Origin of the sequence: Synechococcus sp. A18-25c (genome assembly GCF_014280035.1) — a bacterium.
Lineage (GTDB): Bacteria > Cyanobacteriota > Cyanobacteriia > PCC-6307 > Cyanobiaceae > Synechococcus_C.
In genome coordinates this window covers 975,191-1,000,269 of record NZ_CP047957.1, presented here as the reverse complement: position 1 = coordinate 1,000,269, position 25,079 = coordinate 975,191, and the positions used below count along the sequence as shown (strand labels likewise).

The window sequence follows — 25,079 nt, the reverse complement described above, 5'->3', positions numbered from 1 at the left end:
TGGGCGGATCTTTGCACCCTATTCATTTCGAAGAAGCCTGACTATCAAGCAACACACCAAGGCAATGTTTCACCGGCGTGGAACAGAGCAGGCCACTCATTCTCCTCAAGGGAGTCTTCCGCCGATACGACCGTTTCCACAGGGTCGAGGCGCGAGGGGACTGACTGCTCTTTGCGCACGAGCGTGATGGTGTCGTCGTTGAGAGGCAATCCGTAGAACCGAGGACCATGTTCACTAGCAAAGCCCTCGAGACGGTCCAGAGCACCGGCTTGCTCGAACACGCAGGCGTAGCTCTCGATGGCGTGGAGCGCATTGAAAATCCCGGCACAACCGCACGCCGACTCCTTACCAGAACGAGGGTGGGGAGCAGAGTCTGTGCCAAGAAAGAAGCAGGGAAGACCACTTGTTGCGGCCGCAATCAACGCTTGGCGATGACATTCACGCTTCACGACCGGGAGACAGTAAAAGTCGCTGCGCAGTCCTCCCATGAACATCGCATTGCGATTGAGATGGAGGTGATGGGGGGTGATCGTGGCGGCCAGACGACGATCACCAGCGAGGTGCTCATCCCGGATGTAAACAGCAGCCTGCTCGGTGGTTATGTGTTCCAGCACAATTCGCAATCCCGGGTGGCGGCGACGCAGAGGGATCAAGTGCTGGTCGATGAAAGCCGCTTCCCGATCAAAAATATCCACCTCTGGATCGGTGACCTCGCCATGAATGAGCAGAGGCATGTCGATGGATTCCATAAGCTCCAGCACCGCGGCGATCCGAGCGAGATCACTCACACCGGCCGCCGAATTGGTGGTGGCGTTCGCGGGATAGAGCTTCGCGGCGGTGAACACTCCCTCGCGAAACCCACGCTCCAACTCATTGGGATCAAGATCGTCGGTGAGATAAGCGGTCATCAGCGGCTCAAACGGCTGTCCCTGCGGAAGCGCTGAAAGAATCCGGCTGCGGTAAGCGAGCGCAGCGTCGACCGTGGTGATCGGAGGTCGCAAATTGGGCATCACGATGGCCCGGGCAAAGGTTCTGGCCGTGGCTGGCAGCACGGCCTGAAGCATCGCTCCGTCCCTCAGGTGCACATGCCAGTCATCAGGACGGCGGAGCACAAGTGATGACGGCACCTGAGCCAAGGTCAGACCTCCTGAAGTAAGGGCAGCTCTCCAACGGCCAAGCGAAGAATCTGTCCACGATCGTCGCTGACGTGCTCCTCGGGGAGAAGATCCAGCAGCTTGAGCTTCTCGAGGCGATTGCGCGTGGCCCCATTCATCACCACCACATAGACAGAACGTCCCACTTCGACCGCTTCTTTGATGGCATTTTCCAGCGCAAGGGAAGCGGTCACACCCAGATGGGAAACCTCGGTGAGATCAAACAACACCGCCTCGCAATCTTCGATGGCGTTGTGCTCCCGGCTGATCGTTTTCGCCACGCCGAAGATCATTGGCCCTGCGAGTTGGAACAGCAGCAGTCGCCCAGAGGCCTGATCCAGGAGCTCCTGCTGGTCAGAAGGCAGTTCAACATCATCATCGGTGGTGCTGATGGTCTTCACACCCTTGGCTTGCAGAGCCGTCATTCGCTCGATGGTGAGCACATTGGCCACGAACACACCAATAAAAACCGCCCAGATCAGATCCACCAGAACAGTGAGAGCGATCACGCCGTAGGTGATGCAGGCCGCCTTGATCGAGAGGTGATGGGCGCGTTGCAGGAAGCTCCAATCGATGATGTCGAATCCAACCTTCAGGGCAATGCCGGCCAGCACGGCCAATGGGATTGCCGATGCCGCTCCCGCGAACAGCAGGATCACCAACATCAGAATCAACGCACGGACGATTCCAGAGAGAGCCGAACGTCCGCCAGCTTGGATGTTCACCACCGTGCCCATGGTGGCTCCGGCGCCGGGCAAGCCTCCGAATAGTCCGGAGACCACGTTGCCCAAACCCTGACCGATCAGTTCCTTATTGGAATCGTGCTCCGTGCGAGTGAGGCTGTCCGCCACGACGGAGGTGAGCAAAGCATCGATGCAGCCGAGCATGCCCAAGACCGCACCGTTAACGACCATCACCCGCAGCTGCCCTCCGGTGAAATTGGGCATCTGAAACCTGGGGAAGTCCGCCGAGAACTCGGGGATCCTTCGCAACTCCACATCCCCGAGCAAGGTCAAGGAGATCAGCGTTCCGATCAGCAATGCCAGCAACTGAGGAGGAACCCAACGCTTGACCTGCTCAGGTGTGAACCAAAGGATCAGCAGCGTCACCACAGCGAGAGTGAGCTCCATGGGCTGAACATTGGCCAACAGCTGAGGTAGTGCCGTGAGCGTTCCCACGACACCTCCCGACGGGCTGCTCTGGCCGAGAAACGGAGCCAGTTGAAGGATGACCAGGATCACACCAATGCCGGACATGAAGCCCGAAATCACGGTGTAGGGCATCATCGTGATGTAACGACCTAGTCGGAAAAAGCCGAACAGGATCTGGAAGACGCCCGCCAGGATCACCGTGGTGAACGCCATGGCCAGGGCCGTTGCCTGGTCAGGAATCTGGGTGGTGAAGTTGAGGATGACGGCGGTGAAGACCACGGTCATCGGACCGGTTGGCTCGGAAATCAGTGTTGGGGTACCCCCGAACAGGGAAGCCACCAAGCCGATGATCACGGCACCCCAGAGGCCGGCAGCCGCCCCAGCCCCTGACGCCACACCAAAGGCCAGAGCCATTGGTAACGCAACCACCGCAGCAGTCACTCCACCGAAGACATCGCCTTTGATGTTGCGGGTGCTGATGTGATTCAGGAACATACCGTCCGTTACAAATGTGGCGTAATGCTAGTCGCCGCCCACGGGATCAGACCAGATCGATACAAGCCGTCGCAGGTCAACGGGATGATGGCGTCGCACAATGTGAGCCTGCCGTCGTTCCAGATGCCCGACTTCCTGCAATCGTTTCTGGAAATTTTGGTCGGGATCGGCCTGCTATTCGCCGGCGGGGAGGTGTTTGTTCAAGGAGCGGTCACTCTCTCCCTGATTTTCGGCATTCCGCAGCTGGTGATTGGACTCACCGTCGTGTCCTTCGGCACCAGCGCTCCAGAACTGTTTGTGAGCGTGAGTTCTGTGCTTCGAGGCATGGACGCCCTGGCCGTCAGCAATGTGGTCGGAAGCAACATCTTCAACGTGATGGTGGTGCTCGGCAGCAGTGCCCTCGTGATGCCGCTTCGGGTCGAAAGCCGTCTTGTCCGCAGGGACGTGCCGGTGATGATCGCCGTCTCCGCAGCGGTTTGGGGCATGGCCTCCGCTGGGCGTGTCACCTGGCAGTCAGGTGCAGCACTGCTACTGGCGTTGGTGATCAACTCAATCTGGGAAATCCGCACCGCCCGCGAAGAACCGGAGGGTGTCGAGGAGGCTGAGCCCGATGTGAACCCTGATCAAGGCAAACGAGGGCTCGTGAAAGCGGTGTTGTCTTTGCTGCTGGGGATCCTGCTTCTTGGGGTTGGTTCCAAGGTGTTGGTCAATGGCGCCTCAGCAGCCGCCACAATTCTGGGTGTCAGCAAATCGGTGATCGGCTTGACCATCGTGTCTGCCGGCACCTCAATGCCGGAACTGATCACGTCGCTGGTGGCTGCCATCAAAGGCAAAACCGACCTGGCCATCGGCAACGTTGTTGGGAGCAATCTTCTGAACCAGATGCTCGTGCTCGGAGCGAGTGCGGTGGCTGCCAGCGGAGCAGGAGGCCTTGAGGTGGGCGCCTTGCTGATCGAACGCGACATCCCCGTGATGGTGATCACCGCTTTGGCCTGCCTGCCCATTTTCTGGACCAAGGGGCTGATCACACGTCTGGAAGGAGGCATCCTGCTCGGCCTCTACATCTTTTATGTGGTGGATCAGGTGCTGCCACGCACCCTGCCCACCTGGCAAGACGAGTTCCGGCTGGTCATGCTCTGTCTTGTGCTTCCCGCGGTGATTGTTCTGATCGTGACGCAAGCTGGCCTCTACTGGCGCCAACTGCGTCGCAACCGTCCCTGACCACAAGGCAGCGAGACAATGCGTCGTGCCAGCCAGGTTTGATGAGCAACTCATCACAGCCAGGCGCGGATTCGTTCACGAAAGGGTGACTACATCCAAAAAGCTGTTCATCCTTAGGAAGCGTTGCTCGGCTTGCCGATGCTCGAGCTGCTTCCACCGCTCAACGATAAAAATCTTCCCTGGTTGGATGTCATTCACCCAATCGTGGTGCACTTTGTGATCGCGATGGCACTGATCAGCGTCGTGTTCGATCTGGTTGGTGTGATCACGCGCCGAAAGAATCTCTTCGAAGTGACCTTCTGGAATTTGGTGGTGGCCACGGTGGCCATCTTCGTAGCGATTATTTTTGGCCAAATTGAGGCAGGTCTGGCCAATCCGTACGGTGCCTCCCGTGACATCCTCAACTACCACAGCACCATCGGATGGTCACTGGCGGGGGTGTTAGGGCTCCTGACCGGATGGCGTTATGTGGTCCGACAAAAAGATCCCACGCATTTGCCCACCGGCTTTCTCGTCATTGACGGCGTGCTGGCAACCCTCGTGTTCTGCCAGGTGTATCTCGGAGACAAGCTGGTTTGGGTCTACGGACTTCACACCGTCCCGGTGGTGGAAGCCATTCGTAGTGGAGCGGTGTCATGACATCCCTCAACCTGATCCAACTGATGGCCATCCCCTCTCCCATCAACGACATCGCAGACCAACTGGGGGCAAACGATCTCCCTTACGCCATCCCGATCCATCCGAATTTGGTGCATTTCACCATCGGATTGTTCGCCATCGGCATCGCATTTGATTTTGCAGGTGCGTTCTATCCGCTTGAAAAGCGGGTGTTCCGCTACCTAGCCCTACCCGTGACCCGTAGTGGATTTCATGATGTGGGTTGGTACAACGTGCTCGCCTGCAGCGTTATCACCTTTTTCACTGTGGCCGCAGGCTTCTACGAGATGCTGCTGGCCGTCCCGCTGCCGGGAATCCGCAGTTTGATCGGCCAGAATGCCATCAGCACAATGCTTTGGCACGGCATCGGCGGCGTCATCCTGCTGCTGGCCATCGTGGCGATGACCATCTGGCGCGGTTATCAGCGTTTCGTCTGGCGCAAGGATTTTGGCCGGCAGGTGACCTGGCTGTATCTGGGATGTGGAACCCTGATTCTGCTGATCATGGGAGTGCACGGAAGCCTCGGGGCTTGGCTGGCCAGTGAATTTGGTGTTCACATCACCGCGGATCAGCTCTTGGCGGCAGGCGCAGATCTCAAGGAGGCCCTGCCATGACATCTACACAAACACCCAAAAAGGGATTCCCTCTCCGATTGCTGGTCATCGTTGCGATGGCAACAATTGCGGATGCTCTCTTGAGCATTCAAGTCGCCCAATGGTCTTACGCATGGCTTCCTGTTCCTGCATCAACGGCTGCGCCCTATGTCGATGACCTGTTCAGTCTTGAAGTAGGGATCGGTGCCTTCATTTTCATCGGATCCGTGGGTTTCATCCTTTGGTCTGTGATCTTCAACCGGGCAGAGAAGTATGACGAAAGTGACGGTCTTCCCATCGAAGGCAACACCCGATTGGAAATCACTTGGACAGTGATTCCCTTCGTGATCGTGATGGCTTTGGCCTTCTATTCGATCCAAGTCAACGAAAAACTGGCGTCCCTGGGCCCCAAGCAGAAATATGACGTTGCGGTGAACCAAGCCCCTGATGCCGTGGCAACTGTGGATGCTCGTCGTGACATCGGGCCGATCGATGTAATTGCCCGCCAGTGGTCGTGGGAATTCATTTATCCCGATGGTGTGCGTAGCTCAGAACTGCATTTACCGATCAATCAGCGGGCCAATTTCCAGCTCAGCTCGGAGGATGTCTTGCATGGCTTCTACATCCCAGCATTCCGTTTGAAACAGGACATCATTCCTGGAAGTGTGATCTCATACAGCATCACACCGACTCGAGAAGGTCGATATCGCCTGCGCGACTCGATGTTCAGTGGCGCCTACTTCTCTCACAACCAAACCGACGTGGTCGTGGAGTCCGAGCAGGCTTACAACACCTGGCTGAAGGCCACGGCCAAACGTCCGCTTGTGCAGGGACTGAGCCCTGGGACATCGCTCTACGCCAAGCGACTTAAAGACGGCAACCGTGGATGGGCCACGGTGCCTCCAGCAACACCACCGATGGTCAACGACCCCGGCAATCCCGACGAGCCCCACGACGCCTGACCCCGATGACCAGCACGAATTACGACCCGAGGGTGCTCAAGGCTCCCCATCCTGTTCCAGGGGCACCCGACAACTGGAAACGCTTTTTCAGTTTCAACACCGACGCCAAGGTGATCGGTATCCAATACATCGGCTTGTCGCTGTTCTTCCTGCTCGTGGGAGGTCTGCTGGCCATGGTGATGCGCGGAGAGCTGATCACACCTCCATCCGATCTAGTTGACCCGAGTGTTTACAACGGTCTTTACACGATGCACGGGACAGTGATGCTGTTCCTATTTCTTTTTCCGGTCCTCAATGGATTCAACAACCTGTTGATTCCGACCATGATCGGGGCACCCGACATGGCCTTCCCCAAGGTGAATGCCGCCGCCTTCTGGTTGGTGCCTGTGTTTGCCCTGGTGTTGCTGAGCAGCTTTTTCGTGCCGGGCGGTCCTGCGTCATCCGGTTGGTGGTCGTATCCACCGGTCAGCATTCAGAACCCGCTTGGGCATCTGATCAACGGGGAATTTCTGTGGATCCTCGCTGTAGCGCTTTCCGGCATTTCCTCGATCATGGGCGCGATCAACTTTGTCACCACGATCCTGCGGATGCGTGCTCCCGGCATGGGTTTCTTCAAGATGCCTGTGTACATCTGGACTGCCTGGGCGGCACAGACCCTCCAGCTCATTGGCCTGCCTGCCTTAACAGGCGGCGCCATCATGCTCCTCTTTGACCTCAGCTTCGGCACCAGTTTCTTTCGACCTGAAGGCGGAGGCGATCCGGTTCTCTATCAACATTTCTTCTGGTTTTACTCGCACCCAGCGGTGTACGTCATGGTGCTGCCGGTGTTCGGCATCTTTTCCGAACTCATCACGGTGTATTCACGCAAACCACTTTTCGGCTACAAGTTCGTAGCTCTGGCCTCGTTCATCATCACGTTCCTCGGTCTGATCGTGTGGGTTCACCACATGTTTTACACAGGAACACCCCAGTGGATGCGCAATTTGTTCATGGTCACCACCATGCTGATCGCCGTACCCACAGGCGTGAAGGTGTTCGCCTGGCTAGGCACTCTTTGGGGAGGCAAGATCCGCCTCACCACTCCAATGTTGTTTGTCTTGGGAGGACTGGTGAATTTCATCTTCGGCGGCATTACCGGCGTCATGCTTGGCACCGTTCCGATTGATATTCACGTCGGCAACACCTATTTCGTGGTGGCTCATTTTCACTACATCATCTTCAACACGATCGGTTTCGGGATCTTCGCCGGCATCTACCACTGGTTCCCGAAGTTCACCGGGCGCATGTATTACGAAGGTCTCGGCAAGGTGCATTTCGCTCTCACATTCATCGGGGCAACACTCAATTGGCTCCCTCTTCATTGGGCCGGCCTTTACGGCATGCCCCGCCGTGTGGCCTCCTATGACCCGGAATTTGCCATCTGGAATGTGATTGCCAGCATCGGGGCTTTCATGCTCGGTGTGGCTTCCATTCCATTCATCCTCAACCTTGTCAGCTCCTGGTCACGGGGCGCCAAAGCGTCCGCCAACCCATGGAATGCGATCGGACTGGAATGGCTACTGCCTTCTCCACCCCCTGCCGAAAATTTTGAAGATGACGTGCCCACGGTCATGAGTGAGCCCTATGGCTACGGACTGGGGCGCCCCCTCGTTGAGGACGAAGAGTTCTACATCCGCCGATCCATGGAGGCCTAAATCGATGACCAGCGCCAATCCAGATCTTTCTCTCAATCATCAACCGGGGCACATCAAGCACGACGGCCACAACCTCACCGGGTTCATTATTTTTCTCTGCTCAGAAAGCATCATCTTTCTGGCTTTCTTTGTGGGCTTTTCGCTGCTCAAACTCACCAGCCCCGAGTGGCTTCCGGAGGGTGTTGAGGGTCTAGAGACAAAGCTCCCTTTCATCAACACCGTCATCCTGGTCAGTTCCAGCTTCGTCGCCTATTTCGCTGAACGCTACCTGCACAAGGACAACCTCTGGGGATTCCGTGCCCTATGGCTTCTCACGATGGCCATGGGTGCCTATTTCGTGTACGGGCAGTACGTCGAATGGTCGGAGCTTCCCTTCCATCTCAACAGCGGTGTTTTTGGCGGCACGTTCTACTTATTGACGGGATTTCATGGACTTCATGTCATTACCGGCATCCTGCTCATGGGTCTGATGCTGGCGAGATCCTTCCGTCCCAACAATTACGCCAAGGGGGAAATGGGTGTCACAGCCGTCAGCCTGTTCTGGCATTTCGTGGATGTGATCTGGATCATCCTCTACGTATTGATCTACGTCTGGCAACGCACCACCTGATCAACCTGCAACGGCCGATTCACACCCAAACATCCAGCCATGATCATCGACGATCGCCACTACGACATCATCGTTATCGGCAGCGGTGCCGGGGGAGGCACCCTCGCGGGTGCTCTGAGTCGTGCGGGACGACATGTTCTTTTGCTCGAACGTGGTGAGGCCATGCCTCTCAGCGACCAAAACGTCGCGGATGTCGACCTGCTGCGAAAGGATCGCTACCACCCCAAGGATGAGCACTGGTTTGGACCTGACGGTGACCCGATCGCACCGCAAACCGCCTACGCATTAGGGGGCAACACCAAAATCTGGGGTGCGGTTCTGGAGCGAATGCGGGAACGGGAGTTCGGCGAGGTGCAACTGCAGCAAGGTATTTCTCCCGCATGGCCCATTCATTACAGCGATCTGGCGCCTTACTACGACAAGGCCGAAGCGCTATACCACGTGCATGGCAAGGTCGGTGTCGATCCCACAGAGCCACCACGCACCAAGGCATTCGAGCACCTACCACGTCCCTTAACGCCGTTCCTTGAGCCGTTACGCGAGGGGTTGAAGCGTCAGGGTTGTCAACCCTATGACCTGCCGATCAGCTGGTCCGACAATCAGGACGACCCCAGCGGCGACGCCCAGCTCTATGGAATCGACAACGCCGACACCAACAATCTGCAGGTGCGCACCCACGCCAATGTTCAACGGCTGCATGTGAATCCGTCGGGCCGGGAGGTGAAGGGGGTAGAAGCCGATGTGGACGGGGAGTCCTGGCTGTTTTCAGGGGATCTGGTCGTGCTAGCGGCAGGCGCCATCAACACCCCAGCGATCCTGCTTCGCTCCAGCAACGAGCGCCATTCAGGGGGGCTCGCCAATCGCTCTGAGCAGGTGGGCCGCAATCTGATGAATCTTCAGCTCACTTCCATCCTGCAAAAAGCATCTGAAGCCAACAGCGGCCGCTACGCAAGATCTCTTGGGATTAACGACTACTACTGGGGCGACAAGAATGTCAGTTTCCCTCTAGGCCACATCCAGGCCGCCGGCGGCGTGCTTCAAGATGCGCTGTTCGCAGAATCGCCGCCGGTGCTTTCCTTGGTGAGCAAGTTGATTCCCGATGCAGGGTTGGAACGTCTGGCGTCAAAGTCCGTGGCGTGGTGGGCCATGACCGAGGTGTTGCCTGATTCAGAAAACCGCATTTGGTTGAACAACAATCAGGTCCGCATCAATTACATCCACAACAACCGCGAAGCTCACGATCGTCTTGTCTACCGCTGGATTGACACCCTCAAAGCGGTCGAAGCCGATCCACTGACGCGAGTCGTGACAGCTGAACCTGTCCATCCCCGAGGAGAAGCCCCTTTGAGTGTGGTCGGCTTTGCCTGCGGCACTTGCCGCATGGGCAACGATGCCGCCACCTCCGTCGTGGATGCTGACGGCAAGTGCCACGACATCGACAACCTCTACATTGCCGACACCAGCGTGTTTGCCAGTTGCCCAAGTGTCGGGCCCGGCCTCACCACCATTGCTCTGGCCCTGCGTCTTGCCGACACCCTGGATCGCAGAATTCGAGGCTGATCTGGCTATCAGGCCATCGTCACGAACTCCTCTGACACGGTGGGATGCAAAGCCATGGTGCGATCAAAATCAGCCTTGGTGGCTCCCATGCCAACGGCAATTGCAGCCATCTGAATGATCTCGGCTGCATGGTCGCCAACCATATGGCAACCAAGCACCTTCTCCGTACCCGCTTCGAGCACAAGTTTGAGCAGACAGCGCGGACCACGCTTGGGCAAAGCCTGTTCCATCGAGCGGAAACGGGCGCGATGGATCACCACCCCCGACGCTCCAAAGCGGGCCACCGCCTCATCCTCCGAAAGACCCACCGTGGCCAGTTCTGGCTGACAGAACACGGCGCTCGCCACCAGATCATGATTGACCTGCCGCGGCCGCTGGCCATAAATGCTGTCTGCAAAAGCACGACCTTCGTCAATCGCAACGGGTGTAAGACAAATGCGGTCCGTCACATCGCCAACGGCGAAAACATGGGAGACGTTGGTGCGCTGATCAACATCCACCTGTAGCCGATGCCCTTCAACAGTGATGCCTGCCGCCTGGAGGTTAAGTCCGTGCAGAAACGGTCGTCGACCTGTGGCCAACAGAACACCACCGCAGGACAGCCGTTCCCCGGTTTGCGTTAGCACCACAAGATCCCCAGGCACACCTTCAATGGCGACAGGACTGGTGGAGAAATGCAGGTCGATGCCTTGCTCAAGCATGCCCTCCTGCACCGCCGACGACAGCTCACTGTCAAAACCATGGAGAAGGTGATCTCGCCGCACGAGCTGAGTCACTTGAACACCCAGCCCACGGAGGATTCCAGCGAATTCACAGGCGATGAAACCGGCGCCGACCACCACCACCTGTTCGGGAAAGCGCTCCAGCTGGAACATGTCATCACTCACCCAAGCCAGCTGAGCGCCAGGGATGTCAAGGCGATGGGGGCGACCGCCAACGCCAATCATCACCCGTTCAGCACGGAGCCGATGCTCAGGCTCGCCTGCTGGAGTCGGCGACACCACAATGTGGTGAGCATCCTCGAAGCGGCCCCAGCCTCGAATCAGGGTCACGCCGGCCTTCTCCAGGAAGTCGATATGCAGCGCATTGAGACGATCCACCTCGGTGCGCACATTGGCGAGCAACTGGGACGAGTCGATCGTCAGCGCTGAAGGATGAATGCCGTAGCTGGGAGCATTTTCGAGATGCTCCACCATCTTGGATCCATAAACCAGCAGCTTCTTGGGCACACAGCCGCGAATCACGCAGGTTCCACCCACACGATCCCCTTCCACGATGGCCACCTTGGCGCCGTAACGCGCTGCCCGCTTAGCTGCCGCCAGACCACCGGAGCCAGCACCGATCACCACAAGATCAAACGACTGCTCCACCGGAATGCCCATTAATCACATCTCATTCTGAGGGCTATGCGATGGATCTCGGGATCCGTGCATGCCTGAACCAACCGCCGATTCGACCAGAATCAACGGGAACCCACGAACGCCATGCGTCTGAGCACCTTCGCCAAGAGCACTTCCAAAAGCATTGCGAAAGCCGCAGCCATCGCCACATCCCTCACAGTTGCCTTGCTGAGCTCACTGGCTCCGGTTCGATCGGTTGACCTCAACGGTCAGACCAGCTTCGTGGCCGTGCCCACCAAGGCAAAACTCGTGAACTACCAGTGGTACGCCTTCCAGGGCAAAGCCGTGATTTACGTGGTGCTCGAGTTCCCTGCTGGTGCCGAAGCGGGGCTCGGCGCCATCAACCTTGATCAGATTCGTGGCGTGCAACCAGCCTTTCGGCGGGGCGCCGTTCCGGTCAGAGCGTTTTTAGGAACACCACGACGGGAAGGGGAAGCAATTGCCGCCAACGCCGAATTCAGCGACAGGGCCCGCAATGTGGTGGTGCGCTTCCCACAAGCGGTGCCACCAGGCAACACCGTCACCGTGGCTTTTCAGTTGGGCACCAATCCGCCTGCAGATCTCTACACCTTTTCCCTCTCGGCCATTCCCGCAGGCCCCGATCCAATCCCTCAGCTAGTCGGCGTGCTCCAGATGGACATCCTGCAACCCTTCCGACGCTGAAGATCCGACAGTGAAGAACCGTTGAGATCGGCATAGGGTGAAGACAGCAACGTTGCGGACTTCACCCTGCACCTGCCCCATTTCGACCGGATTCCTGATCACGACGGCGAGCACGATCTGTTTGAGGTCAAGGTGCGTGCGCTGCAGCCAACCCAGATGTGCGTTGGACTTGCCGAAGTGTGGAGCCGTCAGCGCGACTTCGGCCAAGACAGCCAAAGTGAACGGCTCAACTACCTGCGCAGGAAACCGGTGCCTCTGGTGCGCAACAGAGACGGCCAGCTCTGGATGGTGGATCGTCATCACCGTCTGCGGGCCCTGCTGGAGATGGATACCGATGTCTCCAGCTATGGCTATGTGATCGCTGAGCTCGACAGTGTCAATCGAAATGATGCTCTGGAAGCGCTTCAGCAACGAGGTTGGCTTTATCTCCACGATGAACGTGGCAAGGGACCATGGGCCCCATCAGCCCTGCCGACCTCTCTTCTTGACCTGCAGGATGATCCCTACCGAAGCCTGGTTTGGAAGCTCAAGAAAGAACGACTGATCAAGCCACAACCCCTGATCCCTTATCACGAATTCCGCTGGGGCAGCTGGCTTCGGACCCGCCCTCTACCTCCGTTCAGCTCAGCGCAACTCGATCCGGCGCTGCCAGCAGCCCGACGCCTCTGCCAATCATCAGCAGCTCGACACTTAGCCGGTTGGACCGGCAAGTCCTGAGCCATCCCACCTCTATCAGCCAATGCTCCATTTGACGGCTGGCCTCGCAGCGGCCCTCCTGCTACTTCCGCCGAGTGGCCAGACACTGGAACTCAAGGGTCAAACCAGCTTCGTGGCCGTGCCAACACAAGCCAAACTCACGAACTTTCGCTGGTACGCGTTCGACTGCTGTGCTGTGTACTACCTGACCCTTGAAATGCCTGAGGGCGCTAGCGCTGACTTGGGCCAGCTGCACCTGGAACAGATCCGGGGCGTTGAACCTGCCTTCTACAACGGCGCCGTTCCTGTCACTGCTTTCATCGGTACCCCTCGGCAGGAGGGCCGATCCGTGCCAGTAACTGCAGCGTTCAGCGAAGGTGCGCGCACGATCGATGTGCAGTTCAACACGCCAGTCGCGCCTGGAGAAACCATCACAGTCGCCTTCAAGGCAGGAACCAACCCACCCGCAGACATCTACACCTTTTCGCTTTCTGCCACGCCAGCCGGGCCAAATCCAGTGAGTCAGGTCGTGGGTGTGGTGCAGATGGACATTTTCCAGGCGGTGTTCTGAGACAGAGGCAGACGTAACCGATCCTGCTTAGCGCTTGCGCCTGGAGTCGATCTGGAGCAGGTCACGCACACGCTGAACCTGACTTGCCACCTGGGGGTCGCTGGCAAGTTTTTTCTCCACCTGGTCGATGGCATACATCACGGTGGTGTGATCCTTCCCTCCGAAGGTTTCACCGATGCGAGGCAAACTCAGCCCAGTGCCCTGACGCATGAGAAACATACCCACCTGACGAGCCTGGCTGACCGCACGGCGACGGCTGCTGCTCCGCATTTCATCCGCCGACACCCCGAACACTTCGGACACCTTGTCGATCACCTGCTCAGGCGTGACTTCCACACCCTGACCGCTGGGGTCCAGCATCGGTGCCACCGACTCGACCGTCATGGGCATGCCGGTGATCGAGGAGAAGGCCACCGCGCGGGTCAGAGCACCCTCGAGTTCACGGATGTTGGAGGTGAAGCGACCGGAGATGTACTGAATCAGGTCTCGGGGAAGCGAGACCCGTTCCTGCTCAGCTTTTTTCTGCAGGATCGCCATGCGGGTCTCCAGATCAGGCGCCTGGATGTCAGCGATCAATCCCATCGAGAAGCGCGAGATCAGGCGCTCCTGAAGTCGTGGAATCTGACTGGGCGGACGGTCGCTGGCGATCACGATTTGGCGACCAGCCTCATGCAGGGCATTGAAGGTGTGAAAGAACTCCTCCTGGGTGTATTCCTTACCCTCGATGAACTGGATGTCATCCACAAGGATCAGATCTGCGGCTCGGTAGCGATCCCGAAAAGCCTGCATGCCGTCCTTGCGGATGGCCACGATCAGGTCATTGGTGAATGTTTCGGTGGAAACGTAAAACACCTTGGCCTCGGGGTCGATCTCAAGGCGGTAGTGGCCGATGGCTTGCATCAGGTGGGTCTTGCCAAGACCCACACCACCGCAGATGAACAGCGGATTGAACTCGCGGCCAGGGGCTTCGGCGACGGCAAGGGCGGCCGCATGCGCCATGCGGCTGTTGGGCCCGACCACAAAACGATTGAACACGTAGCGCATGTTGAGGCCAGGCAGCCGCCTCGGCGCCGAAGCCTTGGGAGCAGCCACAGGAGGTTGTGCCGCCACGGGTGTGGGATCTGAGACCACAGCAGTGGACGCATTGCCGGCACCTGCCGCGGTCTGCGGCTCATCCGCATCGCGGGCCTGAACCGACACCTCCACCGGCTGGCCAACAATCTCACCGGCCACTTCAGCAATCGTGCTGGCGTAGTTCTTGCGCAACCAGTTGCTGGCAAAGCTATTGGGAGCAAGAAGCGTCAGCGTTCCATCCCGGAATCCGCTGCATTGAGCCGGTCGAATCCAGGTTTCGAAGGTCGGCTTGCTGAGGTTGCTCTGAAGGGTCTGCTGAACATGACTCCAAAGCTCACTGCCCGTCAGCACTGCGTCGACTGAATCAAGGAGGCTGAATCTACGCACCTCTGGCCGATCGGTCAGTCTTTAATGAGACCCTGTTAAAGCCACCGACGTCCATGGCTCCCGCCACCCAGCGCTTTCTGCAGAGGATTCCACTGCTTCTGGGAATCGGCCTCATCGGCACAAGCCTGAGCGGCTGCGGAACCTCCTGGCGCGAACGGGTCGGGCTGGACAAGCCTCAGTCCACTGACCCTCTGCCGGAAGTCAGTGATGGACCGCGTTCAGCACCGTTGCAACCCGGCAAGAACGTGATCGTTCAGGCCGTGGATCGGGTCGGCCCCGCTGTGGTTCGGATCGACACCATTAAGCGTGTGGTCAACCCGCTGGGCAAGCTGTTTGGAGGACGTCCGCCAGTCCAGCAACAAGCCGGCCAAGGGTCGGGGTTCATCACCCGCTCCGACGGATTGATCTTCACCAATGCTCACGTAGTGGAAGGGGCCGATCAGGTTTCCGTGACACTCCCGGATGGCCGTAGCTTCCGCGGAAACGTGCTGGGTGGTGATCCGCTGACCGATGTGGCCGTGGTTCGCGTGGTGGCCGACAAGCTGCCGGTTGCTCCGCTCGGAAATTCCAGCGATCTCAAACCCGGAGAGTGGGCCATTGCCATCGGCAATCCACTCGGCCTGAACAACACCGTGACGGCGGGGATCATCAGCGCCGTGGACCGCACCAATGCCGTTGGAGAAGGTCAACGTGTTCCTTACATTCAGACCGATGCGGCCGTGAATCCCGGCAACAGCGGCGGTCCATTGATCAATGATGCCGGTCAGGTGATTGGCATCAACACTGCAATCCGTCAGGCGCCGGGAGCCGGCCTCAGCTTTGCGATCCCGATCAATCTGGCCAAACGCATCGCCCAGCAGATCATCAGCACAGGCCAGGCGTCCCACCCCTTCATCGGCGTTCGCCTCCAGGGTCTCACTCCCCAGCTTGCCAAGGAGATCAACGCCACCAGCGACTTCTGCCAGGTCCCCGAACTGAACGGTGCGCTCGTGATCGAGGTGGTCAACAACAGCCCAGCCTCCCGTGGAGGAATCAAAGCCTGCGATCTGATTCGCATTGTCAACGGCACCGAGGTTCAGGACCCCTCCCAGGTCCAGCTGGCGGTCGACCGCGGACGCGTCGGACAACCGATGCCGATCGTGGTCGAACGAGACGGCGAGACGGTGGAGCTCACAGTGACACCTGAAGAGCTTCCACGTCAGCAGTAATGCGCGCTCAATCGATCCAATGACCCAGCCGGTGCTGGTGGTGATGACCCGCTGGCCTGCCAGCGGTCGCTGCAAACGGCGGCTGGCGCAAACCCTGGGCGCATCACCAGCTGCACGCATTCAGTCACGGCTGATTGCTCACACTCTGACCGTTGCGCAGAACGTGGCCGCGCAGCATCGGCTCCATCTCCACGTTGCTGTCAGCGGAGCGGGCCCCCGAGCACGCCAACGTTGGCTGGCATCGTTGCCCCAGGCCAGGGTGATCGGCCAAGGACACGGAGGCCTCGGAAATCGCATGCGTAGGGAGGTGCTCAGGGCCAAGACTGTGCACCCCGGCTCACCCGTGATCCTGATCGGGACGGATCTGCCCGATCTAGAAGAACGGGATCTCGCGCAAGCCATCGAAGCGCTGAAACAAGCACCTGTGGTGCTGGGCCCGTCTCAAGATGGGGGCTACTGGCTGCTCGGCCTGGATGGCTCAGGCCCTGGTGCACCCCGCTGGCCCTTCCACTCCATGCCATGGGGGACCGACCGGGTGTGTCATGTCACCCGCGAACGCGCTCGGCGTCACGGCGTGGAGCCGGCAGAGCTCGTTGCACGCAATGACATCGACCAGCTGAACGACTTAACAGCTTGGCTGCAATGACGAGGAATCAGCCTCCACTGAGCGTGATCGTGCTCTGTCTCAATGAGGCAGCGCGATTGCCGCTCTTGCTGGCAGACCTGCAGCAGAGTTCGTTCCCACTCGAAATTCTGATTAGTGATGGTGGCAGCATCGATGCCAGCCCACAGATCGCGGAGCTGGCCGGAGGGCGCGTCGTCAGCGTGCATCCCCCTGGCCGGGGACGTCAACTGGCGCTCGCGGCCGACGAAGCCCGAGGGGATTGGCTGCTGTTCCTCCATGCCGACAGTCGGCTAGCACCCAACTGGCAAGACTCAGTCATCCATCTGCTGCCGTCAGAGGATGCTCAAGGCTCCGGTTGGTATTTCGATCTGTGCATCGAGCCGAGCACATGGGCACGTCGGTTGCTGGAGCAGCTCGTGCACCTGCGCAGCCGCTGGCTGCAACGCCCCTACGGCGATCAGGGATTGCTGATTCACCGCAGCCTGTATGAACGCTGCGGTGGTTTCAAGGAGCTGCCGCTCATGGAAGATCTCGATTTGGTGGAGCGCTTGAGCGCCATCACACGCTTGCGCCGAATTGGCCTGCCGCTGACCACCGATGGGCGGCGCTGGGATGGGGATGGTGTGCTTCGGCGCAGTTGGAGCAACGCCATGCTGCGCCGGAGCTGGAAGCGAGGGGAGCCAGCAGAGCAACTGGCGCGTCGCTACGGCGTTGATCAGTTGGCGTACCAGAAGCCGCAGCGGTGACCACCGGGTTCCAAATCCCATCCCAGACGCTTGTAGAACGGCAAGACACCAGGATCCGCGAACAGCGTGGCCCGCTCGGTGCCAAGCACGCGCAAGGCGTCCAAGATGTAGTCCATCAGCTGGCTGCCGAGTCCAGAGCCTTGATACAGCGGATGAACAGCCACATCCCAGATCGTGGCCTCCAGCACACCATCACCGGTGCAGCGGGCAAAGCCCACCAAGCGGGGAACCCTTAGATCATGCCTCCACAGGCCAACCCTCAGCAGGCTGTGGTCCAAGGCCTTGCGCACGCGCCGCACAGGGCGACGGCTCCATCCCACCGCCTCCAACAGCTGCTCGAGCTCCACCAGATCAAAGGGGCGGTGCTGGCTGAACACCAACGTCAATTGGTCGCTGGGTGACGCACACAGCTTCGCCTGATCGCCGTACATCGCCTGCAGGATCTCTGGAGTCAGGGAGGAGTGGTCGGTCACCGGACGGGGCAATTTCAGGTCGATCCTGGCGCACCGAAGGTCAAAAGAGCGGCAAGGTGGAATGGCCTGATCGAGCGCGATGACTGCCGACTACCTGTTGATCGCTGTCCACGGCTGGCTTCTCAGCAGGCATGTCTGGGCACCGTTCGCCGCAGGCTGGGCTCGGCAGCATCCGGAGATTGAGCTTTGGTGCCCGGACCTGCCCGGATTCGGCGATGCACCCAGGCCCTCTGGCTTGCTGCCGAACCTGGCGAGCTATGGACGCTGGCTGGCTGAAGCATCGATCCACAGAGCGCAGGGACGTCCATTCGTGCTGATGGGGCATTCCCTCGGCGGCAGTGTGGTGCTGCATGCCGAAGCGGAATTGCGCCGTCAACAACGGTCGAATCTCTGCGGGGTAGTGCAGCTGGCAGCTGGAGGTGGCATTTATCAACCAAGACCGTTTCGTCGACTGCGCAGCCTTGGCAATCTGATCCTTCAGCTGCGTCCTGATGGCTTGGGCCGATGGCCGGCGCCGATTGGTTCTCTGGGTCCATTCAAGGCGGAACATCGGGCCGCCCGAGGCCTGCTCGTGAACAGCACCTGCCGCGGTGCGGTACGCGAACTGCCTGGTCTAGTGGCCGAGCTTGGCGTTAACAATCTCTGGATCAGCGGTGACAAGGATCAGGTCATGGAACCCGGCTATGTCCGGCATTTGGCGGCTTACAGCCCAAACCACGATTACCGGGAGATCAGCTCCTGCGGCCACTTGGTGATGCGAGAGCAACCGGACCAGCTCAGGAGAGTGCTATTCGAATGGATGGCCGATCAGAGCCGCGCCAATCCCCGCTCCTGAAGTTCGGCCAGTTCGGCATAGAGACCGCCCTGGGCACGAAGCTGACGATGGGTGCCCTGCTCGATCAGGCGACCACGACGCAGCACCAGAATCCGATCAGCCGCTTCCACCGTGGCCAGGCGGTGGGCAATCACCACAGCCGTGCGCCGCTCGAGCAGCCGATCGAGATCCCGCTGCAGGGTGGCTTCGGTGGACGGGTCCATGAAGGCTGTGGCCTCATCCATGACCAGAACATTGGGGTTGCGGATCGCGACCCTTGCCACAGCCAGAAGCTGACGCTCACCGGAGCTGAGGTTGCCACCCCGTTCCCGCAGTTCCGTCTCTAGCCCCTGAGGCAAGCGATCGAGCAGGTCGCTTAAGCCCAGATCCCTGCAGATCTCACGCAGCCGCCGATCATCGATCTCACGGTCCAAACGGAGATTGTCAGCAACAGTGCCACTGAATAAGAAGGTGTCCTGAAGAACCACACCCAACTGACGGCGCAGCTCGGCAAGCGGCAGAGTGCGAATGTCACGACCATCCAGCAGGATTCGTCCCTGTTGGGGCTCATACAGGCGACACAGCAAACGAATGACAGTGGTCTTGCCGGAACCGGTGGGGCCGACCAAGGCCACATGCTCTCCGGGTGCGATGCGGAAGCTGAGGTCCTGAAGGATTGGCTCATCAGGGCGATAGGCAAAATGCACACCTTCAAAAATCACTTCACCACGGGTTGAGGGCATCACCTGCAAGGGCCTGGATATGCCATCGGGGGCGTCCGAGGCGACATCACCAGAGAGATCACGGATCTCCAGTGGTTCCTCCAGCAGTTCTCCGATCCGCTCCACAGCGGTCAGTCCGCCCTGAATCTGTGTGAAGCGCTCAGCCATCTGGCGCAGAGGGTCAAACAGACGCTGTGAATAAAGGATGAAGGTGGTGAGTGTTCCAAGACCCATCGCGCCGGCGGTCACCATCCATCCCCCAAGAGCCAGCACCACAGCAACGGCTCCGAGCGCCACCCATTCCAGGAAGGCAGAAATGCTGCTGTCGAACAGGATCGTTCCAGTGACCGCTTCCCGATAAGCACGACCCGTTCGGTTGAAGCGCTCACCATTGAAAACCTCACGCCGGAACATCTGGACGACATCCAAACCCTGCAGGTTTTCCTGAAAGTCAGCATTGAGCTGAGACAACTCCTCGCGGACCCGGTAATTGGCCTTGCGATACCGCCGTTGTAACCAGAGGATCACCAGGGTCACAGGCACCTGTGACACCAGAAGCAGCAATCCCAACCGCCACTCGACCAGAAGCATGGTGACGGCGATCACCGTGAGCGTGACCAGGTCGGTGAGCACACCAACAGCTCCGCTGGCGAAGACCTCAGCCAAAGCATCCACATCGCTGGTGAGACGCGTCAGCAGCTTTCCAACAGGCATGCGGTCGTGATACCTGAGCGAAAGATCCATCGCGTGGGAGAACAGGTCCCGGCGGATCCTGGCCGTGAGTCGCTGACCCAGGTACTGATTGTTGGAGAGCTGAACCCTCTGAAGGGCGAAACGCAGCAGCACTGCGATCAGCATTGCAGCGACGATCAGTCTCAAGGCCAGCGTGCTGTCGAGCGGCTGGAGGAGCGGCAGCACGGCTTCGTTGGTGGCACCGGTCCCGGTGCGAAGAATCGAGATGGCCTGACCGATGAGCAGCGGCTGGACAGCAACGGAAAAAGCCTGGGGGACCAACAGCGTCAGGGTCAGCAGCAATCGACGACGGTCCTGCCCGAGATAGCGACCCAGACGGCGGATGCGTTTGAGATCCGAACCGGCCATCAGGCTGCGCCCACCGGAGTGGACCTTGGCGCATCCATGGCCGTGATGATCTGCTGAAGCTCTCCCTGATCGAGGCGCAAAGACAGGGGATGCCCCACCAACCGCGCAGTGGTGTGGAAGAGATCCTCAATCGCGACGAGACCATTGTCTTTGAGGGTGCGACCGGTAGCCACCAGATCCACAATCGCTTCGGCGATGCCGGTGATCGGACCTAACTCAACCGAGCCCGACAGGTGCACCAGCTCGACAGGGAGATCAATGGAGTCGAAATACTGCCTGGCACAACGGGTGAACTTGCTGGCCACGCGGCAATGAGGGGGCAGATCCGTTACGCGCTGATAACCGCTGCTGGATTTCACAGCCACGGACATGCGGCAACCGCCAAACCCGAGATCGGCTAAGTGAGCGACAGGCATCTGATGCTCCCGCAGCACGTCGTAACCGACCACGCCGAGCTGCGCCTGGCCGTAAGCGACATAGACAGGCACGTCACCGTTGCGAACCAACAGAGCCCTGGCTCGACCGCAAACGGATGGAACCATCAACTGACGGTTATCAGGGTCCAGCACCGCTGAAAAATCCAGCCCCGCTGCTTTGAAACGGTCCACGGAGTCGCATAGCAGCGCTCCCTTGGCCAGTGCAACGGTGATCATGGATGCCTGCATCGTTCGAAACTTTAACGATGGGCCAATCCGTTCAGAGCGACGGGATCTTCCCTCTGCCGGTCCTCCAAGACAACGTGATCTGGATCTGGGTCCAAAACCGGAAGGCCGTGGTCGTCGACCCTGCCATCGCAAAACCCGTGATCAATTGGCTTCGCCATCGCGACCTGTCTTTGGAGGCCATTCTTCAGACCCACCATCACGCTGATCACATCGGCGGCACGCCGGAGCTACTCGAGCACTGGCCTCAAGCGAGCGTGGTCGCCGCTGCGGCTGACCTGGAGAGGATTCCCTTTCAGACCATGTCCGTGAAGGCGGGGATGCTGCTGAATCTGCTGGGGCAACCCGTGCAGGTGATCGACGTGAAGGCCCACACCCGTGCCCACCTGGCCTTCGTGCTCCCCGAGGGGGCTTCACCTTCAGATCCAACGCCGGCGCTGTTCTGCGGGGACACGCTGTTCGCGGGTGGTTGCGGACGGCTGTTCGAAGGATCAGCCGAGGACATGCATTTGGCTCTGGGTCGTCTCGACAGGCTTCCAGGGAGCACCCGGGTGCACTGCGCCCACGAATACACGGAGGGGAACCTGCGCTGGGCTCACGCCCTCAGGCCTGGCAACGAGGCCATTGCCAAACGGCTTGCAGCGGTCACAGATCAGCGCAGCCGAGGTGAACTGACGCTGCCCAGCACGATGGACAGGGAACGCGACACCAACCTGTTCCTTCAGGCTGGTTCTGCAGAAGAACTGGCTGAGCTGCGATCCCACAAGGACAGCTGGCGCGGCTGATCACCCCTCCACTGTTGAGCTGGCGCGAGTCAGCAGGGCCAAGCGCTGGGGATGAAGCAGAACCGAGGACCCAGGTTTAAGCTGCAAACGGCACTGTTGACCACGCGCGTAATCCTCCGCAAGTGGGCGGAGAAGACGCAGTTGTCGGTCGCCGGTTTGCACCCGGTAAAGCCAGCTGTGACCCAGGAACTCTCTGCCCATCACGCAGGCTTCCCCGCTGGAGTCTTCCTGCAGCGAGATCGATTCAGGAGCCACAAGCACCGTTGCCTCCTCGGGAAGTGAAGCCCCATCGAGATCCCGGGGCCTTTCCAGATCTCCCAAGGGGCAACGGAGGCAACCCTCTGCGGCATCCACCCAGACGGGCAACACATTGCGCTGCAGCACAAAACTTCCCACAAAGGGTGTGGCAGGCGAATCGAACAACTCGCGTGGGCTGGCGCACTGGTGAAGGTGCCCATCCCGCAACACCGCCACACGGCTGCAAATCGCCATGGCCTCCTCGGGGTCATGGGTCACCAGCACACCACTTGCCCCGCAAGCACTGAGCACGGCCGGCAGTTCACTGCGCAAGCGCAGACGCACCTCCACATCGAGATTGGAGAAGGGCTCGTCCAGAAGGACCACTGAAGGCGATGGCGCAAGCGCCCTGGCCAGAGCAAGCCGCTGACGCTGCCCGCCGGAGAGCTCATGGGGATACCGCGATTTGAACTGCTTCAGTCCCAGAAGCTCCAGCAACCACGACGCCCGTGAGGTGTCCTGACCGGGCCGCAACCCAAAACAGGTGTTCTGCCAGGCGTTGAGGTGCGGGAACAACGCATAGTCCTGAAACACCATGCCCACACCACGCCGTTCTGGCGCCAGCGACCGTTGGGGATTGGCCACGACCTGCCCATGCAGACGGACAGAACCTCGGCTGGGCTGCTCAAACCCGGCAATCAGTCGTAGCAGGGTGGTCTTTCCACAACCGGAGGGTCCCAGTAATCCCACGAGTTCGCCGCGTTGCAGGCGGAGATCGATCCCTTGCAGCGTCCAGTCAGCGCCAGAGGCGCTGTAGCTGTGCCAGAGGCCCTCGATTTCGACTGGACAGGCCTCCATCAACACGGAAAGCGAAAATGCAGCCTCATTGTGAGCCCACCACATGACCACCATCGTCCATCAGGCCGTCACCACTACGGATGCCCCGGCTCCGGTGGGGCCTTACAACCAGGCCGTACAGGCGGGTGGCTGGCTGTATTGCTCGGGTCAGATTCCCCTGGACCCAGCCAGTGGAGAAATGGTTGGTCATGGCGATGTGGAAGCCGAAACCCGACAAGTGCTTCGCAATCTCAAGGCCGTGCTGAGTGCGGCCGGCACCGATGCATCCAAAGTTGTGAGGACCACGGTTTACCTGGTGGACCTCGCCGACTTCCAGGCCGTGAATGCGATTTACGCCGAGATGTTTGGCGAAGGTATCAGTCCAGCTCGCGCCTGCGTTCAGGTGGCCGCCCTGCCGAAAGGATCCAAGGTTGAGATCGACTGCATCGCCTGGCTCGGCTGAAGACATTGATGCTCTGGAGTGGATTTGTAACCCCCGGAGCATTGGCGACCTCACGGTTGCATAAGTTGAGGTATGTGCTGACCGACTTCCATGCCCCAGGCGAAGCTGACCATCGGTGAACTGGAAGCCGGTTACCCGTTGTATTGCAAGGCATTACGACGACTCCTTAAGGAGGGACGTGCGGTCAAAGAGATCGAAAAGACCGTGTGCTGGGGACACCTGGAAACGCTGAACCGTTGCCTTCCCGGTCGTTACAAGGCACCTTCTTATCTCATGGCTTTGATCCGTCGGGATCTGGAGCAGCCCAGCGACAAATAGGAATCAACGGCACCACGCCGGTCAAGTGGTGAGGGGCTCAGCGGGATCCGCACCCTCCACAACCCCTTGAAACACACGACTCGATCGAACATCCGAGGCCTCGATGGTGCTCAGAGCGTCACGGTCAAGCAGTTGTGTTCTCGTGGAAAATAGACGGTTGGCGTGACGAAGCCGGAGACGCTCAATCGCATTCCGAATCGAACGGGCATTAGCGAAAAAGGGCAATGTCTTACGCCGACTGATGTAACCCTGGAAGGCCAACATGGCTTCATCGCTGAACTGATAGTCCTGCTGCTTAAGCAATAACTGAGCAATCGCCATCAGCTCGACTTCGCTGTAATCAGGAAAATCAATGTGGTGGGCCACACGTGATGAAAGACCTGGATTTGACCGATAAAAATCCATCATTCGATCTTTATAACCAGCAAAGATCACCACAAGATCTTGACGGCTTCGCTCCATTTCCTGGAGAAGAATCTCAATTGCCTCTGCCCCATAATCCCGTTCATTCGAAGGCTTATAGAGGTAATACGCCTCATCAATGAACAACACACCCCCTTGCGCTCGCTTGAGCATGTCCTTGGTCTTCGGAGCGGTATGGCCCACGTACTGCCCCACAAGGTCATCCCGTGTGGCAGTCACCACATGCCCCTTACGGAGGTAACCGAGGCGATGCAAAATCTGCGACATCTTCTGGGCGACAGTGGTTTTGCCAGTTCCAGGATGTCCAGTGAATGACATGTGTAGGCTCGGGGCCGTGCTGGAGAGATCCAGCTGTTGACGGGCCTGGTCCACCAGCAGCAGAGCAGCAATCTCACGAATGCGCGTTTTCACTGGCTTTAAACCGATCAATTCACGATCGAGCTGAGCGAGGACGTCCCCAACACCAGAGGTGGCATACGCCGCGTCCAGATCAACCAAGGAGTGCATCGATCTCGGAAGCCAATGCTCGATCTGCCTCACTTAACGAAGCGTCAGTGGCATCATCATCAGGCCTGATGGTGATATTCACGTAGGTGCGGCCGAAGCTGATGTCCGGGAAGCGCTGGGTGGTTTCGCTGTGATCACCAAGCTTGTCCAAGAAATCCCGGGTGGCGTCATAGGTCTCGAATTCGTAGCGCCGCTCGAGACAGACAGGACGTTTGCGTTCATGCCACTGATCCACGTCTTGATCTCAATTCATTCAGAAACTTTAGATGA

General features: G+C 59.1%; 27 protein-coding genes. 17 read left to right on the top strand and 10 right to left on the bottom strand.

All coding sequences use genetic code 11. The features are described from left to right. Positions 1-44: 44 nt before the first annotated feature. Together pyrC and SynA1825c_RS05435 are read right to left on the bottom strand one after the other, a co-directional pair. The gene (pyrC, locus tag SynA1825c_RS05440; RefSeq protein WP_186470627.1) at positions 45-1,136 is read right to left on the bottom strand and encodes a dihydroorotase; all 1,092 of its coding nucleotides are present in this window, start codon (positions 1,134-1,136) and stop codon (positions 45-47) included. 2 nt (positions 1,137-1,138) lie between these two features. After that, on the bottom strand, positions 1,139-2,800 hold the full coding sequence (locus SynA1825c_RS05435; protein WP_186470626.1) for a SulP family inorganic anion transporter: 1,662 nt from the start codon (positions 2,798-2,800) through the stop codon (positions 1,139-1,141). Between the two features lie 123 nt (positions 2,801-2,923). Between SynA1825c_RS05435 and SynA1825c_RS05430 the strand changes: the two genes are divergently transcribed. The 7 genes from SynA1825c_RS05430 (at position 2,924) to SynA1825c_RS05400 (ending at position 10,097) form a co-directional block, all read left to right on the top strand. Further along, positions 2,924-4,021, top strand: coding sequence for a calcium/sodium antiporter (locus SynA1825c_RS05430; RefSeq protein WP_186471045.1), 1,098 nt, complete (start codon positions 2,924-2,926; stop codon positions 4,019-4,021). A 138-nt stretch (positions 4,022-4,159) separates the two neighbouring features. Further along, positions 4,160-4,660, top strand: coding sequence for a DUF2231 domain-containing protein (locus tag SynA1825c_RS05425; RefSeq protein WP_186470625.1), 501 nt, complete (start codon positions 4,160-4,162; stop codon positions 4,658-4,660). Further along, positions 4,657-5,292, top strand: coding sequence for a DUF2231 domain-containing protein (locus SynA1825c_RS05420; RefSeq protein ID WP_186470624.1), 636 nt, complete (start codon positions 4,657-4,659; stop codon positions 5,290-5,292). Before SynA1825c_RS05425 ends, SynA1825c_RS05420 begins: the two co-directional genes overlap by 4 nt. Then, positions 5,289-6,233, top strand: a complete 945-nt coding sequence (locus SynA1825c_RS05415) for a cytochrome c oxidase subunit II (protein WP_186470623.1) — start codon at positions 5,289-5,291, stop codon at positions 6,231-6,233. Before SynA1825c_RS05420 ends, SynA1825c_RS05415 begins: the two co-directional genes overlap by 4 nt. A 5-nt stretch (positions 6,234-6,238) precedes the next feature. Next, positions 6,239-7,927 carry a cbb3-type cytochrome c oxidase subunit I gene (locus tag SynA1825c_RS05410; RefSeq protein ID WP_186470622.1) on the top strand — a complete coding sequence of 563 codons (1,689 nt, stop codon included), beginning with the start codon at positions 6,239-6,241 and terminating at the stop codon, positions 7,925-7,927. A gap of 4 nt (positions 7,928-7,931) precedes the next feature. Further along, a complete protein-coding gene (locus tag SynA1825c_RS05405; protein ID WP_186470621.1) occupies positions 7,932-8,537 on the top strand; it encodes a heme-copper oxidase subunit III in 606 nt (201 codons plus the stop codon). Between the two features lie 39 nt (positions 8,538-8,576). Then, entirely contained in the window at positions 8,577-10,097 is a 1,521-nt protein-coding gene (locus SynA1825c_RS05400) for a GMC oxidoreductase (protein WP_186470620.1), read from the top strand. 8 nt (positions 10,098-10,105) lie between these two features. Here SynA1825c_RS05400 and gorA read toward each other — a convergent pair whose 3' ends face one another. After that, positions 10,106-11,467 (bottom strand): glutathione-disulfide reductase, encoded by a 1,362-nt coding sequence (gorA, locus tag SynA1825c_RS05395; protein ID WP_186471044.1) that lies wholly within the window; start codon positions 11,465-11,467, stop codon positions 10,106-10,108. Between the two features lie 114 nt (positions 11,468-11,581). Between gorA and SynA1825c_RS05390 the strand changes: the two genes are divergently transcribed. The 3 genes from SynA1825c_RS05390 to SynA1825c_RS05380 all read left to right on the top strand — a co-directional run bounded on the left by SynA1825c_RS05390 (position 11,582) and on the right by SynA1825c_RS05380 (position 13,427). After that, positions 11,582-12,160 (top strand): DUF2808 domain-containing protein, encoded by a 579-nt coding sequence (locus tag SynA1825c_RS05390; RefSeq protein ID WP_186470619.1) that lies wholly within the window; start codon positions 11,582-11,584, stop codon positions 12,158-12,160. Positions 12,161-12,226: 66 nt separating this feature from the next. Further along, positions 12,227-12,877, top strand: coding sequence for a ParB-like protein (locus SynA1825c_RS05385; protein ID WP_186471043.1), 651 nt, complete (start codon positions 12,227-12,229; stop codon positions 12,875-12,877). Between the two features lie 22 nt (positions 12,878-12,899). Next, positions 12,900-13,427: a DUF2808 domain-containing protein gene (locus SynA1825c_RS05380; protein WP_186470618.1), complete on the top strand. Its 528-nt coding sequence runs from the start codon at positions 12,900-12,902 to the stop codon at positions 13,425-13,427. 27 nt (positions 13,428-13,454) lie between these two features. On the opposite strand, the gene dnaA is transcribed toward SynA1825c_RS05380, so the two are convergent. After that, positions 13,455-14,888, bottom strand: a complete 1,434-nt coding sequence (gene dnaA / locus SynA1825c_RS05375) for a chromosomal replication initiator protein DnaA (RefSeq protein ID WP_255478457.1) — start codon at positions 14,886-14,888, stop codon at positions 13,455-13,457. Between the two features lie 53 nt (positions 14,889-14,941). Between dnaA and SynA1825c_RS05370 the strand changes: the two genes are divergently transcribed. From SynA1825c_RS05370 to SynA1825c_RS05360, 3 genes are read left to right on the top strand one after another with little or no spacing between them, the layout of a single operon-like run. After that, a complete protein-coding gene (locus SynA1825c_RS05370) occupies positions 14,942-16,096 on the top strand; it encodes a trypsin-like peptidase domain-containing protein (protein WP_186470617.1) in 1,155 nt (384 codons plus the stop codon). Positions 16,097-16,115: 19 nt separating this feature from the next. Beyond that, the gene (locus SynA1825c_RS05365) at positions 16,116-16,742 is read left to right on the top strand and encodes a TIGR04282 family arsenosugar biosynthesis glycosyltransferase (RefSeq protein WP_186470616.1); all 627 of its coding nucleotides are present in this window, start codon (positions 16,116-16,118) and stop codon (positions 16,740-16,742) included. Beyond that, on the top strand, positions 16,739-17,467 hold the full coding sequence (locus SynA1825c_RS05360) for a TIGR04283 family arsenosugar biosynthesis glycosyltransferase (protein ID WP_186470615.1): 729 nt from the start codon (positions 16,739-16,741) through the stop codon (positions 17,465-17,467). The genes SynA1825c_RS05365 and SynA1825c_RS05360 overlap by 4 nt, the downstream gene beginning before the upstream one ends. Here SynA1825c_RS05360 and SynA1825c_RS05355 read toward each other — a convergent pair. After that, on the bottom strand, positions 17,437-17,940 hold the full coding sequence (locus tag SynA1825c_RS05355; RefSeq protein ID WP_370523187.1) for a GNAT family N-acetyltransferase: 504 nt from the start codon (positions 17,938-17,940) through the stop codon (positions 17,437-17,439). The two genes, SynA1825c_RS05360 and SynA1825c_RS05355, sit on opposite strands and share 31 nt — an antisense overlap. A gap of 79 nt (positions 17,941-18,019) precedes the next feature. Here SynA1825c_RS05355 and SynA1825c_RS05350 point away from each other — a divergent pair, with 79 nt between their 5' ends. Continuing rightward, entirely contained in the window at positions 18,020-18,775 is a 756-nt protein-coding gene (locus tag SynA1825c_RS05350; protein WP_186470614.1) for an alpha/beta fold hydrolase, read from the top strand. Here SynA1825c_RS05350 and SynA1825c_RS05345 read toward each other — a convergent pair. Both SynA1825c_RS05345 and hisG read right to left on the bottom strand, forming a co-directional pair. Further along, positions 18,748-20,577 (bottom strand): ABC transporter ATP-binding protein, encoded by a 1,830-nt coding sequence (locus SynA1825c_RS05345; protein ID WP_186470613.1) that lies wholly within the window; start codon positions 20,575-20,577, stop codon positions 18,748-18,750. The genes SynA1825c_RS05350 and SynA1825c_RS05345 overlap by 28 nt on opposite strands. Next, on the bottom strand, positions 20,577-21,230 hold the full coding sequence (gene hisG / locus SynA1825c_RS05340) for an ATP phosphoribosyltransferase (protein ID WP_186471040.1): 654 nt from the start codon (positions 21,228-21,230) through the stop codon (positions 20,577-20,579). The genes SynA1825c_RS05345 and hisG overlap by 1 nt, the downstream gene beginning before the upstream one ends. A gap of 29 nt (positions 21,231-21,259) precedes the next feature. On the opposite strand from hisG, the gene gloB reads away from it, so the two are divergent. Continuing rightward, positions 21,260-22,024, top strand: coding sequence for a hydroxyacylglutathione hydrolase (gene gloB, locus SynA1825c_RS05335; protein WP_186470612.1), 765 nt, complete (start codon positions 21,260-21,262; stop codon positions 22,022-22,024). Here the strand turns inward: gloB and SynA1825c_RS05330 are convergent, their stop codons facing one another. After that, positions 22,025-23,119 (bottom strand): ABC transporter ATP-binding protein, encoded by a 1,095-nt coding sequence (locus tag SynA1825c_RS05330; protein ID WP_370593782.1) that lies wholly within the window; start codon positions 23,117-23,119, stop codon positions 22,025-22,027. A 43-nt stretch (positions 23,120-23,162) separates the two neighbouring features. Between SynA1825c_RS05330 and SynA1825c_RS05325 the strand changes: the two genes are divergently transcribed. After that, the gene (locus tag SynA1825c_RS05325) at positions 23,163-23,561 is read left to right on the top strand and encodes a RidA family protein (RefSeq protein WP_186470611.1); all 399 of its coding nucleotides are present in this window, start codon (positions 23,163-23,165) and stop codon (positions 23,559-23,561) included. Between the two features lie 90 nt (positions 23,562-23,651). Continuing rightward, positions 23,652-23,879 carry a DUF3136 domain-containing protein gene (locus SynA1825c_RS05320; RefSeq protein WP_186470610.1) on the top strand — a complete coding sequence of 76 codons (228 nt, stop codon included), beginning with the start codon at positions 23,652-23,654 and terminating at the stop codon, positions 23,877-23,879. Between the two features lie 21 nt (positions 23,880-23,900). Here SynA1825c_RS05320 and cbbX read toward each other — a convergent pair whose 3' ends face one another. After that, positions 23,901-24,809 (bottom strand): CbbX protein, encoded by a 909-nt coding sequence (gene cbbX / locus SynA1825c_RS05315; protein WP_186470609.1) that lies wholly within the window; start codon positions 24,807-24,809, stop codon positions 23,901-23,903. Further along, positions 24,793-25,044 carry a 4a-hydroxytetrahydrobiopterin dehydratase gene (locus SynA1825c_RS05310; protein WP_186470608.1) on the bottom strand — a complete coding sequence of 84 codons (252 nt, stop codon included), beginning with the start codon at positions 25,042-25,044 and terminating at the stop codon, positions 24,793-24,795. The genes cbbX and SynA1825c_RS05310 overlap by 17 nt, the downstream gene beginning before the upstream one ends. Positions 25,045-25,079 lie beyond the last annotated feature (35 nt).